Origin of the sequence: Psychrobacter cibarius (genome assembly GCF_016107535.1) — a bacterium.
Classification (GTDB): Bacteria; Pseudomonadota; Gammaproteobacteria; order Pseudomonadales; family Moraxellaceae; genus Psychrobacter; species Psychrobacter cibarius.
Genome location: NZ_JABASQ010000015.1, coordinates 15,040 through 29,812 on the forward strand (window position 1 = coordinate 15,040; position 14,773 = coordinate 29,812).

At 43.3% G+C, this 14,773-nt stretch carries 11 protein-coding genes; 5 read left to right on the plus strand and 6 right to left on the minus strand.

Annotated elements, in window-relative coordinates:
• Positions 1-69 precede the first annotated feature (69 nt).
• The gene (gene gcvP, locus JFC08_RS09460) at positions 70-2,967 is read left to right on the plus strand and encodes an aminomethyl-transferring glycine dehydrogenase (protein WP_198330515.1); all 2,898 of its coding nucleotides are present in this window, start codon (positions 70-72) and stop codon (positions 2,965-2,967) included.
• A 146-nt stretch (positions 2,968-3,113) separates the two neighbouring features.
• Positions 3,114-3,803, plus strand: coding sequence for a lipase family alpha/beta hydrolase (locus JFC08_RS09465; RefSeq protein WP_198330516.1), 690 nt, complete (start codon positions 3,114-3,116; stop codon positions 3,801-3,803).
• Between the two features lie 39 nt (positions 3,804-3,842).
• On the opposite strand, the gene JFC08_RS09470 is transcribed toward JFC08_RS09465, so the two are convergent.
• The 4 genes from JFC08_RS09470 to JFC08_RS09485 form a co-directional block, all read right to left on the minus strand.
• A complete protein-coding gene (locus JFC08_RS09470; protein WP_198330517.1) occupies positions 3,843-5,177 on the minus strand; it encodes a ribonuclease D in 1,335 nt (444 codons plus the stop codon).
• Positions 5,178-5,336: 159 nt separating this feature from the next.
• Positions 5,337-5,930, minus strand: a complete 594-nt coding sequence (gene recR / locus JFC08_RS09475) for a recombination mediator RecR (RefSeq protein WP_198330518.1) — start codon at positions 5,928-5,930, stop codon at positions 5,337-5,339.
• Between the two features lie 119 nt (positions 5,931-6,049).
• On the minus strand, positions 6,050-6,379 hold the full coding sequence (locus JFC08_RS09480) for a YbaB/EbfC family nucleoid-associated protein (RefSeq protein WP_045445429.1): 330 nt from the start codon (positions 6,377-6,379) through the stop codon (positions 6,050-6,052).
• Between the two features lie 250 nt (positions 6,380-6,629).
• Positions 6,630-7,919: an O-succinylhomoserine sulfhydrylase gene (locus tag JFC08_RS09485; protein WP_198330519.1), complete on the minus strand. Its 1,290-nt coding sequence runs from the start codon at positions 7,917-7,919 to the stop codon at positions 6,630-6,632.
• 596 nt (positions 7,920-8,515) lie between these two features.
• Between JFC08_RS09485 and JFC08_RS09490 the strand changes: the two genes are divergently transcribed.
• The 3 genes from JFC08_RS09490 to dusA all read left to right on the plus strand — a co-directional run bounded on the left by JFC08_RS09490 (position 8,516) and on the right by dusA (position 12,865).
• Positions 8,516-10,156: a phospholipase D family protein gene (locus JFC08_RS09490; protein ID WP_060491440.1), complete on the plus strand. Its 1,641-nt coding sequence runs from the start codon at positions 8,516-8,518 to the stop codon at positions 10,154-10,156.
• A gap of 305 nt (positions 10,157-10,461) precedes the next feature.
• Entirely contained in the window at positions 10,462-11,763 is a 1,302-nt protein-coding gene (locus tag JFC08_RS09495) for an MFS transporter (protein WP_193008774.1), read from the plus strand.
• A 130-nt stretch (positions 11,764-11,893) separates the two neighbouring features.
• Complete coding sequence (gene dusA / locus JFC08_RS09500; RefSeq protein ID WP_198330520.1) at positions 11,894-12,865, plus strand: tRNA dihydrouridine(20/20a) synthase DusA; 972 nt, start codon at positions 11,894-11,896, stop codon at positions 12,863-12,865.
• Between the two features lie 65 nt (positions 12,866-12,930).
• Here dusA and JFC08_RS09505 read toward each other — a convergent pair whose 3' ends face one another.
• Positions 12,931-13,719, minus strand: coding sequence for a CPBP family intramembrane glutamic endopeptidase (locus tag JFC08_RS09505; RefSeq protein ID WP_198330521.1), 789 nt, complete (start codon positions 13,717-13,719; stop codon positions 12,931-12,933).
• A gap of 76 nt (positions 13,720-13,795) precedes the next feature.
• Positions 13,796-14,686: an alpha/beta hydrolase gene (locus JFC08_RS09510; protein ID WP_198330522.1), complete on the minus strand. Its 891-nt coding sequence runs from the start codon at positions 14,684-14,686 to the stop codon at positions 13,796-13,798.
• Positions 14,687-14,773: the final 87 nt, after the last annotated feature.

Genomic DNA, 14,773 nt, shown 5'->3' on the forward strand with positions numbered 1-14,773 from the left:
AACCGTCATTAGTTATTATTACTATTTATTTTAGCCATCCCTTTATTACTCCCTTAACCAAGGATTGTCATGACTATCTCGCAAAACCCAACGTTTGATACCTTTAAAGGTTTATTCAACGAAGCTGAATTTGTCTATCGTCATCTAGGCTCTAATGAGACCAAGCAAGCTGACCTGCTCAGTGCCGTTGGTTATCAAGACATGGCGAGCTTCATCAACGATACCGTGCCTGAACCCGTGCGCCTGCATAAAGAGCTAGATTTGCCTGTGGCGATGAGTGAGCACGCCGCACTTGCTAAACTACGTACCATGGCAGATGACATCACGGTTAATAAGAGCTATATCGGACAAGGCTATTCGCCAGTACGTATGCCTGCGGTCATTCAGCGTAACGTCCTTGAAAATCCAGGCTGGTACACCGCTTATACCCCTTATCAGGCAGAGATTGCCCAAGGTCGTCTAGAAGCCTTGCTTAACTTCCAACAAGTATGTATTGATTTGACTGGTCTTGAGCTCGCTGGCGCGTCATTACTTGATGAAGCAACCGCAGCCGCAGAAGCCATGGCAATGTCAAAGCGTGTGAGCAAAAGCAAATCAACGCAGTTTTTTGTTGATGAGCGTATCTACCCACAAACATTAGATGTTATTAATACCCGTGCCAAGTACTTTGGCTGGGAAGTGGTGGTTGGTGATTTTGAAACCGCTAAATCTGGCGACTATTTTGGTGCGCTATTCCAGTACGTCGGTGTTGAAGGCGATGTTAAAGACTTAACCGACGTCATCGCTTCGGTGAAGAAAAACAAAACTTATGTGAGTGTCGTCAGTGATATCATGAGTTTGGTGCTATTGAAATCACCAGCAGATATGGGCGCAGACGTCGCTTTAGGTAGCACGCAGCGTTTTGGTATTCCAATGGGCTTTGGCGGTCCACATGCTGCTTACTTTGCCTTCTCTGACAAAGCCAAACGCTCAGCACCTGGTCGTATCATCGGCGTCTCTAAAGACTCGCAAGGCAATACTGCCCTACGTATGGCACTACAAACTCGTGAGCAGCATATCCGCCGCGAAAAAGCCAACTCAAACATCTGTACCTCACAAGTATTGCTTGCCAACCTAGCCGGTATGTATGCCGTTTATCATGGTCCAGGTGGCGTAAAACGTATCGCTACTCGTATCCATGCGTTTGCGACTGCTTTTGCTGATGTCATCAAAAATGCTAACGACAGCAACTTAAATGTCGTACATGACCAATTCTTTGACAGCGTCGTCGTTGATTGTGGATCAGAAAAACTGGCTACTCAAATTTTCGAAAATGCTGACAATCTAGGCTATAACTTATGGCGTCTTGGTGAAACCAAATTAAGCGTCGCGTTTAGTGAAACCAGCGATCAACAAGACTTTAATGTATTAACTCAACTGTTTGTCAGTAAAGCACACGACCTACCAGAAGACGCTCGCGTCTCTCTTGATAGCGCTCATTTGCGTACCGATGCTATCTTATCGCATCCAGTATTTAACTCGCATCATACCGAGCACGAAATGCTGCGTTATTTAAAATCGCTTGAAGACAAAGATTTGGCGATGAACCGCAGCATGATTTCACTGGGTAGCTGTACCATGAAATTGAATGCGACCAGTGAGATGTTGCCAATTACTTGGCCTGAATTTGCCAATGTGCATCCTTTTGCACCGCGCGATCAAGTTACAGGCTACGTTGCCATGATTGATAGCTTGCAAGACCAGCTGAAAGCCATTACCGGTTTTGATGATGTGTCTATGCAGCCAAACTCTGGCGCTTCAGGTGAGTATGCTGGTCTGCTAGCGATTCGCCGTTATCACGAATCATTGGGTGAAACTGACCGTGATGTTTGTTTAATCCCTCAGTCAGCGCACGGTACCAACCCTGCGACGGCTATGATGATGGGTATGAAAGTAATCGTGGTTAAAACTGATGACAATGGTAACGTTGATATCGATGATCTAACTGCTAAATGTGAAGAAAATAGTGCCAATCTAGGTGCTTTGATGATTACTTATCCATCAACGCATGGCGTGTTTGAAGAAGGCATCCGTAAAATCTGTGACCTTATCCATAAACATGGCGGTCAAGTTTATATGGATGGTGCCAATATGAATGCACAGGTTGGCATGATGCAACCGGCTGACGTTGGCGCTGATGTATTGCACATGAACTTGCATAAAACCTTCTGCATCCCGCATGGCGGCGGCGGTCCAGGCATGGGCCCTATCGGCATGAAGTCGCATTTAGCACCCTTTATGGCCAATCATACATTGAGCCCTGTGCATAATGCGCAAAAAGACTGCTCGGCCGTATCGGCAGCCCCTTATGGTTCAGCAAGTATTTTACCAATTTCATGGATGTACATTGCCATGATGGGTCGTGATGGTCTGCTAAAAGCCACTGAGCTTGCGCTATTAAATGCTAACTATGTCGCTGCTCAATTAAAAGACCACTACCCTGTCCTTTATACGGGCAAAAATGGTCGCGTTGCTCACGAATGTATCATCGATATTCGTCCGTTGAAAGAAGAGACGGGCATCAGTGAAAGCGATATTGCTAAGCGCTTGATGGATTACGGTTTCCACTCACCAACGATGAGCTTCCCAGTTGCGGGTACGTTGATGATTGAACCAACTGAGTCTGAATCTAAAGAAGAATTAGATCGTTTCATCAGTGCCCTAAAATCTATCAAAGCCGAAGCAATGAAAGCCAAAGCTGGCGAAGAGGGTTGGACGTTAGAAGACAACCCACTAGTCAACGCGCCGCATACCGCGGCGATGGTCACCAACAGCGAATGGACGCACCCATACAGCCGTGACACAGCAGCATTCCCACTGCCTTATATCCGCGCCCATAAGTTCTGGCCGAGTGTAGCACGTGTCGATGACGCTTATGGTGATAAGAACCTCATGTGTTCTTGCCCAAGTATCGAAAACTATATGTAGTTTTCAAATAAGTATGAACAGTTGATATAAAAATAAACCTCCAAGTCAGCAGCTGATTTGGAGGTTTTCATTTTGCCACTAATATTTAGCGCTATAATAAAATGGCTATCAATCTATTCACATTATTTACTTGGTTAGAATTAACTATGCAGAAAAACAATCTTGTCATTCTCATCCATGGTCTGCACCAAACCGCTTGGATCATGCGACCACTGGCCAAACGCTTGCAAGCAACAGGATTTGATACTCATCAATTCGGTTATCGTAGTATGCGTGACGGTATCAAAACCAATAGTGCCCGCCTAAATAGCTGGCTAGAAAACCATCATCATCCTGACCAACCGATAGATTTGGTCGGTCATAGTTTGGGCGGTCTGATTATTCGTGATTTTGTTACTGCATATCCGCAGTGGCAGATCGGACGCTGCGTGACACTTGGGACACCGCATGTAGGCAGTGTATGTGCTGACTATATATGGCGCTTGACCCCAGCTGTAGTAGGGCGCTCATACATCGATGCCTTAGATGGGAGCGTTGCACCTTTACCGGAGCATATTACCCTTGGGGTGATTGCGGGTAATCGTCCTTATGGCCTAGGGCAGTTGTTTTTGCAATATCATAATCGCAAATTGCGTAAGACAAATAATATACCATCAGTAGAACATCTACTACACGATGGCACAGTATATATAGAAGAAACCAAAATAGAGGCTGCCACGGATCATATAGTTTTACCAGTTTCGCATACTGGGATGCTGGTCGATAAAACAGTAGCCGCGCAAACCAAATACTTTTTACAACATGGACAGTTCGAGCATAACAAACTTACGTCTTGAGAAAAGCATCATCTTTTATCAATGATAGAATCTTACGGCTTATCGAACATTGATACCCATACCCTGCTGCAACTCAGTTCTATGTTTTTTGATGACTGGAATCAGGGTGTTCATGACCCAGTCATTCCGCCAGCCTTTTAAGCCTTCTGGCAACTCGCTTAATTCCTTATCAAAAGCAATTACTTCATATAATTGCCCGAGCCACTTCTTACGCATCAATACATTGTCAGGTACGCCGATAGCTCGTGCGTGATCATCGATCGCTTGCTGCACTGCTTTTGACAGTACTTTATTTTTTGAGCGATACGGCGGTAATAGGCAATCAGGATATTCAGCAGGGTGCAGATTTTTTGCTTGATTTATCACTTTTAGCAGCTCTTCGCCGTATAAGCGCAACATACTGCGATGCATCGTGGTTTTATGCGCAAGCTCTCGCATATTGCTTGGTTTTTCAGTGATGATCTCGCGTACTGCTTGTTTTTTAATCACAAACGTACGTGGCTGATTGGTCGAACGTGCCAGCTCCTCGCGCCACGTCGCAACCGCTTGCAGTATCGCCATCTGCTGTGAAGTATAACGATAATCTGCCATTGTTAGGTACATTGCGTTGTCTTCAACATGCTGAGCATCATACAAATCACTGGCATAAAGCTGGCAATCTGCCCATACATAATCGTATAAACCTTGCTTTTTTAACGCATATTCAAGACTTAAATAAAGCGCTGGCAAAAAGCGTACGTCATCAATCGCATACTGCTCTTGCTCGTCTGATAATGGACGTTGTAGCCAGTCCGACTGGCTTTGTTCTTTATCAATGTGCATGTCTAGCTGGTCGTCAAGCGCTTGTTGATAGCCCATTTGCAATTGACCCGTTAAGTAAGACAACGCAATTTGCGTATCAAATATATTGGTCAATGGCGGACAGCCAGATAATAAGTAAAAAATACCCAAATCCTCACCACAGGCATGCCAAATCGCCACATCCACTTTCATCAGCGCTTGCCACAGCTCAGCCAATTGCAGTTGCGGGGCGTCTAGCAAATAAATATGATCACCCACATTTAACTGCACCAATGCCAAGCGCGGATAATAAGTATCACGTTTGATAAACTCAGTATCTAACGCCACCCGACCACAAGTTGCCAATGCATCGATCACTTCAGCCAAACCATTTTGCTCACGCACCCACGTGACAGCAGCTTCGTCGGCACTATCTAGCAGCGCATCAATATCTGGCTCTGACGGTAGATCTGCTGACTCTATTTTAGAACTGATTGATGGTGCTAATAAATCATCAGAAGCAGCAACGTTAATGTTGTCTACAAGGTTTGATTGGATGGCAGCAGTTGAAGCTGTTGGAGCATGGTTGGACACGGGCAGATACCTGCATAAATAGGAAAAAATAAAACGCTAAAAAGCGTCTCAATAAAAGTAGATAACAAGATACTAGTGAATCAATTATAACAATTTCATGAAATAAAATGGACAAGACTTGGTTTTTATAAAGAAGTTATAGAAAAAAATGTCAGTGTGCTATAAAAATGAACGATTTTGTATCGCTTGTCCAAGGGTCATGCTATCAAGATATTCAAGCTCGCCGCCCATTGGCACACCTTGTGCCAAACGTGTGACCTTATTAACATGACGACTAACCGCTGCACTGATAAAGTGCGCGGTGGTCTGCCCTTCGACAGTCGTACCAGTCGCCAATATCAACTCTTCAACAGACTCTTGCTTGACCCGCCAGACCAGTTGTTCAATATTCAAATCATCAGCGCTAATGCCATCAATCGGAGATAAATGACCACCTAACACAAAGTAGCGGCCACGGTAACCTGCGGTTTGTTCGATAGCCATCACGTCTGCTGCGGTCTCAACCACACATAGCAAGGCATCATCACGGCGCGGATCTTGGCACAGCGGACAGATTTGATCATCACTGAAGCTGTGGCAGCGTTGGCATTCGACGATATCGCGCATCGCCTCATCAAGCGCTTGGGCAAGTGCCATGCCTTGTGGACGTTTTTTGGTGAGCAAATGCAGTGCCATACGTTGGGCACTTTTTTGACCCACACCCGGCAAAATACGCAGCTGTTTAACCAGCTGATCAAATTTGGCTGTCAGCAAAGCATCTTCCTTTATTTAACTTAATTTATAAATCGTAGCTATAAAAATGGGGTCGTATCATGTCGATAACAACCCCATTTTGTCTTTAATATGTCGTGTTTGGCTTAAAAAATAACGACTTAGAACATACCTTGCATACCAGGTGGTAGACCCATACCTGAGGTCGCGCCAGCCATGGTTTCTTCGTATAGCGCATCTGCTTGACGAACGGCATCATTGATAGCAGCAGCGATAAGATCTTCGATCATATCTGGCTCATCTTCTAGCAAGCTTGGATCGATGGTTAAACGCTTAACCACATGGCGACCCGTCATGGTGACTTTTACCAGACCACTGCCCGCTTCAGCTTGTACTTCTTTATTCGCAAGCTCTTTTTTAGCATTTTCAACGTTTGCTTCGACTTTCTTTTGCATCGTTTGTGCTTGTTGCATTAATGCTTGAATATTCATAGTTACCTCTTTTGTTTTTTAATCATAAATGATTGATATTTTACTAGGGCGTGTCCTCAATTCAATTGATCATATCTAAACGGGTTAAAAATGGCTAAATTTTGCCAAACATCGTTAAATAGCTGGTTAATATCCCGATATTAACCAGCTATTTTCCTCGTTTGACGGCAATTTATCTCATTTTTATCACCATTTTTGAAATAAGGACACGCCCTAATATAAAGTGCTAACCGTGATTATACCGTTATCTTTACAAACTGTCTAAACCACGCGCCAAATCTTTGATGATATCTTCTATATCTTCTAAGCCTACTGACAAACGAATAAGACCATCTTTGACGCCCGCTTCTGCGCGCTCTTTTGCACTCAAACGAAAATGGGTGGTTGTTGCAGGATGGGTAATGGTGGTTTTAGCATCACCTAAATTATTAGTGATAGAAACCATTTGGGTGGAATCAATGACATGCCAAGCAGCAGATTTCGAATCACGACTATTTAAATCAGTGCTATCAGAAGCCTTTACCTCAAAACCCATGATAGCACCATAGCCACCTGTCATATGATGTTGACGCGTCGCAAGCTCATGAGCAGGATGATCACTCAAACCTGAGAAATGTACGGCACTAACATTGGGATGATTGACCAAAAACTCTGCTACTTGATTAGCATTTTGACAATGCGCTTGCATACGCAGTTTCAGCGTCTCTAACCCTTTAGTAAATACCCATGCGTTAAATGGACTCATACTGATACCGCCTGAACGTACCACAGTAAACGCCTCTTGCATCAGCTTATCGCTACCAACTAGTGCGCCGCCAAGTACTCGCCCCTGACCGTCTAAATATTTAGTGGCAGAATGAATCACCACATCTGCACCCAAATCGAGCGGACGCTGCAAAGCTGGGGTGGCAAAGCAATTATCAACGACCAATAAGATATCATTGGCTTTACACAGCTGGCTTAAAAAGCCAATATCACAAATCTGTGCCAATGGATTGCTAGGGCTTTCGCAATAAATGACTTTGGTGTTTGGTTGAACGGCGTTTGCCCACGCCTCATTATCGAAGCAATCAACGTAGCTGACTTCCACACCGAACTTTGCCATATAATTATTAAATAGACCAATCGATGAGCCAAATAATTGATTGGCAGCAAGCAAATGATCGCCCGCTTTCAGATATGCCAAGCACATGGTCAAAATCGCGCCCATGCCAGAGGCTGTCGCTACTGCGCGCTCACCGTTTTCAAGCGCTGCCAAACGACGCTCAAAGGTACGCACACTTGGATTGGTATGGCGTGAGTACACGTTGCCCGTCTTGTCTCCATTAAAATGTGCCGCGGCATCTGCCGCTGAGGTATAAACGTATGAGCTGGTGGTAAAAATAGCCTCTGAGTGCTCACCCTCATCGGTACGATGTTGCCCTGCCCGTACAGCAATGGTTTGCATACCATAATCGAGATCTAAATTGAGCGCGTCACTGCGCCAGTTTGGATCTAATTTATCTACATTTTTATCATCATGGGCTTGCGACTGACTCATAAATATTCCGTTGCTTTGATTGGTATTTTGATTGTTATAAAATGACTGCTTATTCTTCTGATTATCGACCGAATGCATCAGCGTTATCATATCATGTCAACTTATTCCACACAGCTGGTTTCAAGCGATGGCTAAACATTATTTTTGAATACACATCTATAGTCGGTTCAATATAATTTAGATACAAGGAAGGCAAGCGAAAGTACTACAAATAGTAGGCTAATCGAGCCTGACACCGTATCTGGTTTATATAGGATTGACTATACCTCTTTCTTAACAACAGATGAAAGAGAGAGCATATCTAAACGATAAGTAAATAATGACTGAATAAGTCGCTGAATCTAACAAAAATAACGTATTTATAATAGGCATAGTTGACGACAGCTGATAAGCTTAGCGGCGATTTAATTTTTGCCTTGGGCGATATTGTTATACGCTTCGTAATCAGTGCTATCATCGGTAAAATAAACGATGCATTAGCGCATGTCCTTCATTCAATTGATAGTCTTTTTAATGGGCTAAAACTGAGGACATGCCCTCACGCTTACTTTCTAACAAATACTTCTTTATGTAAGGCTCACTAAGGTAATTCATTTATGTCGATGTTCAGTATAGAACCAAGCAACTTATCGTTGAGTCTAACACTCGGACTAACCTTAGGTCTTAGTGGATGTCAGGTTTTGCCAAAACAGCCGCACTTACCTGAGAGCCAAGCATTATCAGCACGAGTACATGACTTATATCAACAAGAAGACAATCAAGAAACTGGACAAAGTGACACAGTAGCAACCAATGACGTTGATTTGGTAGCATCGATTAGCGAGCAGAATGATATTCACCCAGATTTATCCGGCTATCACCCCATTGTAACTGGTGCCAATGCTTTTGCTTCTCGCAGTATATTAACGGATATGTCCACACGTAATATCGATGCGCAGTATTATATTTGGCATAATGACCAAGCTGGTCAGCTACTATTGAAAGATCTGTGGGAAGCGGCTGAACGCGGCATCATTGTACGCTTATTATTAGATGATTTTAATAATGATGCCACCTTCGATCAGCATTTATTACGTTTTTCCAGTCATCCGAATATCGCGGTACGAATCATCAATCCGCTGATGCATCGTAAGTTTCAAACATTAAACTACGTCACAGGTCTGCCACGTATCAATCGCCGCATGCACAATAAAAGCATGACTTTTGATAAGCAGATTACCATCATTGGGGGACGTAATATTGGCAATGAATATTTAAGCAATGACCAAAATAGTCAATTTGCGGATTTAGATGTTTTACTCATCGGTAAAGTCGTCGCAGATATTGACAACAGTTTTTCAAGCTATTGGTCGTCACCTTTGTCATTTGACATCGAAACGCTAGTGAAGCCTGACAACAATACAGCGCCTGATTTCCTAGCGGCACTGGACAAGCTCGGTCAGGATGAAAAAGGTAGCGACAATCATTTGACGGTGTATAAAGAAGCGCTAGAAGAGTCAACGATAGACAGTGACTTGGTCAATAAACGCGTGCCTTTTCGCTGGACAGACATGCAGTTTTTGAGTGATGATGTGGGCAAGCTGACCAAAACAGTACCAGCGGATACCAATTTGGTGCATCAATTGCGTACCTTATTAGGCAGTCCAACCAAAAAGCTAACCATCATTTCCTCTTATTTTGTACCCACCAAAGATGGTGTCAATACTTTAGTGCAATTGGCTGAAGCTGGTATCGAGATTAAGATTTTGACCAATTCATTTGATGCGACCGACGTGACTGCTGTGCATTCTGGCTATAGTCAATGGCGACCTAACTTGCTGCGCGCTGGTGTTAAAATCTACGAGCTAAAATCCACCGCCTCTGAGGAAAAACGCGAAAACAAGCTTTGGAAAGCTCGTAGCCAATCCTCAACCAGTTTACATGCAAAAACGTTTGCCGTTGATGACTATCAAGTATTCATTGGCTCCTATAATGTCGACCCTCGCTCTGCCAATATCAATACAGAAATGGGTGTGATCATCAATGATGATGAGCTGGCAAAACAATTGCATGGTGCGCTGAGCGATGACCTGCTAAACCAAGCTTATGAAGTCAAACTATCAGATAATGGTAAGCTACAGTGGCATACTATGGAAGACGATAAAAAAGTAGTTTACGATTCAGAGCCACGCGTCGATATCAGCGATCATGTCTGGCTGACTATCATGTCATGGTTACCTATTGATTGGTTGCTATAGCTGCCATCATCAAAAACACTCTAAAACCTAGTCATATTTAAATAATAACAGCGTTATCGAGTGATTCTTTGACCCAATTTTTTTTAGTTTGAGCACTTTTTAGTTGGAGTGCTTTTCATTTAAGCACTTTTCATTCAAGTGCTTTTAACTCCGAGGCTTGTTGCCCAATAACTTTTAGCTCAAACGTCTTTATTTTTTCGGCAAATCATTATTTTTCATATTGATTTGTCGTTTTTTATTATAGCCGGTTATCCAGATAATAATCGGCTTAACGAATACTATTATATGTGGATGCGCGACCTATTATGCCTTCTCGTTCTCAATATGCAATGATGTCTTCTAAAGACAGAAACACCGTACTGTTTATCTGCTTTAGCAGCGCAGTCGCGTTTTTTGATTTTTTGATTTATTTATATCTAGCAGATATCATGGCGACCGCTTTTTTCCCTGCTAATATCGACCCAGCTATTACGAAGGTGCAAGGGCTTGGTCTATTTGCAATTGGCTATTTGGCACGCCCACTTGGCGGTATCATCTTTGGTCGTTATGGTGATATCAAAGGCCGAAAACCCATACTATTGATCAGTATATTAGTGACGGCCGTCAGCTTGTTGGCGATGGCATGCTTACCGACCTATGGACAGTGGGGGTTGATTGCACCAACCTTATTTATAGTCTTGAGGCTAATACAAGGCATGGCATTTGGTCTTTATGTGCCACTCGCTTGGGTTTTTGTGGCAGAGCATGTACCGCGCCAATATTCGTCAGTATCTTGTAGCTATGTCACCGCCAGTTTTTATGTAGGCGTGTTTTTTTCTAATGCCTTTTTTCTTTGGTTAACCAATTCTATGACGACTGAGCAATTGGCTAATTACGGCTGGCGCTTGCCATTTTTTATCGCGGCTATTCTGAGTTTATTACCATTACTGGCGTGGCGATGGATAGATGAGTCACCCTTTTTTCTGGAAATGAAAAACTCAAAACCAAGCGATTATGTTGCCAAACCCTTCAATTTACTCTTTAAGCATTGCAAACATTCGCTATTTATCGGTATGGTTCTCACGCTTATTGTTTCTAGCATCACGACCGTTGTTGTGCTATTGCTACCCGATTTGATTGAATTACGTTTTACCTTAGACAGCGATTTATTTGGATTCTCACACAGTCTGGGTATTGTGTTCATGGTTTTTGGTTGTATTTTTTATGGGATAATATCCAACCACCAAAACTTCGGTAAGATTCTGACGGTTGGCTCTATTCTTTTAATCGCTCAGATGTTTGCCTTTTTTTACCATCTGCAAGCCAGCGGTGACTACATCCTTATTATGTATGCGCTTTTAGGCTTTTGTGCTGGCATCGTTGGGATGATACCTGCCATCCTTGTACAGTTATTTCCGACCAATGTACGACTAACAGGAATGGCTTTTTGTTATAATATCGCCTACGGTATTGTTGGAGTGCTTGTGCCTTTTGGACTGGGTTATGCCACTCTGTATGTGAGTTTCTCACCAGCGCTCTACATTGCATTTATCGGTTTTATCGGCATAATAATGGGTATTTATTTTTATAATTTGCCTGAATTCAAAAAAATCGACCACATTATTTAGCTAGTAGGTAGCTGCCTATTATCTGTATAACGATTGAAATTAAAAAATTAAGGTGCAATCGTATGTCTCATACATTGCACCTTGTTCATTTATTTAAGACACCAATATTAAAATATTAAGGCTCAAAACCATGGTTGATATGACCAACAAACGTCTTTCCGTTGCACCCATGATCGACTGGACAACGACGGATTATCGTTATTTTGCTCGGCTTTTTAATCCGCATGTTTATTTATACACCGAGATGATCAGTACGGGCGCGCTGATACATGGCAATCGTGCACGGCATCTGCGCTTTGATACGCTTGAGCATCCGCTTGTACTACAGCTGGGCGGCGCAGATATTAGCGAGATGACGCAATGTGCTGAATTTGCGCAGCAGCATGGTTATGATGAGGTCAATATCAATGTTGGTTGTCCCTCTGATCGCGTACAGCATAATAAAATAGGTGCTTGCCTCATGGCAGAGCCGCACACGGTTGCCGATTTGGTTAAGCACATGCAAGCGGCGGTCGATATCCCAGTAACCGTCAAGCATCGTATTGGTATTGATGATTTTGACAGTTATGAGTTTATGGTAGATTTTGTAGAAAAAGTGGCAGCAGCGGGTTGTACACGCTTTATTGTCCATGCACGTACTGCATGGCTACAAGGGCTTAGCCCCAAGCAAAATCGCGAGATACCACCGCTACGTTATGAGGATGTCTATCGTCTCAAACAAGATTTTCCACAGCTTGATATCGAGATTAATGGCGGCATCGATACTGTTAAAGACATCGAAGCACATTTGCAGAATGTGGATGGGGTGATGATTGGTCGCGCGTTTTATCACAACCCTTACCTATTAGCAGAAACCAATAGCTTATGGAACGAACCAGCACCTAAGCGCTCAGATATTCTAGCGCAGCTGTATCCGTATATGGAGGCGCAGATTGCTAAAGGTGAAGCACTGCCAACGATGACAAGACATTATTTAGGGTTGTTTCAAGGACTGACGGGTGCGCGCAAATGGCGACAGGCGTTAAGTGGTAAACCTCAGCTAACAATCGACGATATCAAACGGGCAGCGGATGAGGTGTTACTACTAAATCCTGATGCTTAAGAAAATTCATCATTATGATGACAGCTATAAAAGTGTAATAATAACGCCGAAATACCATTATTTATTTAGGCGGTTTGCGCAATATATTGCCACATCGCCGCCCCATTATTCACGATATGCAATAATATCGGCAGCAACAGCGAGCCTGACTTGATACGCGCGTAGCAAAATATCAATGCCAGTACCACGATGGTACTGATTTCATAAATACCATACTGCACATGGATCACTGCAAATATCAAGCTGGTCACGACACTTGCTACGATCGCCCCTCGATGCGTTGAATAAGTTGACGAGGTAAATTGCTCTGCGATCGCTGACCATAATAGACCACGAAATATCAACTCCTCATAGATTGGCGCGACAATGACCATTGCAAATATCAATAGCCATACTGAGCTGACAGACTGATATAAAGGGTCAACGAAGAGCAATGGCGATTTATCAAGTAAATAAGTCAATGCCTGACTGCTAATCATAAATACCAATAGTAGCCCAAGCAATCCCATACCCACCGCAAATGAGAACGGCTTTAGCGCTAAATACTGCCGACTATCGCCGCCTCTTACACGGATCACCAAAAGGCTAATAGCGATCAATAGCACGCAGCCTATGATAATAGAGAGGCTGACCACAGTGCCATCGTTACTACCAAAAAAGAAGATATCAGCCATGGTTGAATTTTTAGCAGCCGGTAAGACTAGCTTGCCAGCGATATATACGCCTAGCAGCTGACTGATAAAAAATGCCATCAGTATACCAATAGTCAGTAGCAATACACCCAATCGTGAAAATAGCGGCGTGCGCTTAGGCGGCGTATTAAGATTGTGCGAACCAGTAGCATTTTTTAGCATAAAGTCATTACTCAAACGGATATTTTGTTAGCTCGCATTAACATAAGCAATAATGAGCATAAATAGTCATCAGCGATTATGTTGGTAGTTGCTGCTCAATCAATGATAATACTTGCTGAGATACGGACTCTGGATACTCAAGTGGGAACATATGACCACCGGCATGGGTCTCATAAGGAATATCCAAACGCGACTTTATTTGTTGCGGAAATCGGCGTTTTAAAAAGATACTGTCTTGACCGATAATCAAAGTAACAGGCGGCTTTGGTCCATGATTTGGTGCCAGCCAATACCAAGATGGATTGGTGCGAAAGACAGCGACCTCACTGGCTTTCGGAATCGCCAATGTCACTTTGCCATCCGCACGTTCATGTAGCCCATGCTCGATATAGCCTTGAAAACTGCGTTCATCAAAATTTTTGAAAAAGCCTTTATGCCGCATCTTATCGTACGCGTCTGCGCGGCTCTCCCAGACATCACGGCGATGCTTAGACACGCCAGCTGGTGACAATTTATCCATCAGGCGGTTATTCATCATCGGCAATCTATCCGCCGTCTTTGCCAAATGCCATAGCAAACTCACTTTGCCATAAATCCAAGGTGGATCCATGAGTACCGCTTGGGCAAAGTACTGCGGCGCACGATACAATGCCTGCAAGGTACACATCGCACCCAGCGAATGACCCACTGCCACTACTTGCGACACGCCATGCTTCTCACAGGTATTTTTGACACTATCAATAATCTGCTGTGTAAGGCTGCGCCAATGGTCATCGACTGGATAATCAGGCGTTGCACCCAGCATGGCAATATATTCAATGGTAAAAAATTCTGCTAACTTCTCAAAAAATGGTTGATAAACCGCACTTGGCATCCCATTAGCATGAGCAAAATGCAAGACAGGTTTGTTGGTTATTGTAGAGACAGGTAAAGCAGTAAAAGTTGGCAAATTAATTTCATCACTCATGATAAGCTCTCTTCGATTTAAGTCGCTATTTAGGGTGTTTTTTATAATCATTGAATCTCATATACAATTGAGGCTGAGCATAATCAT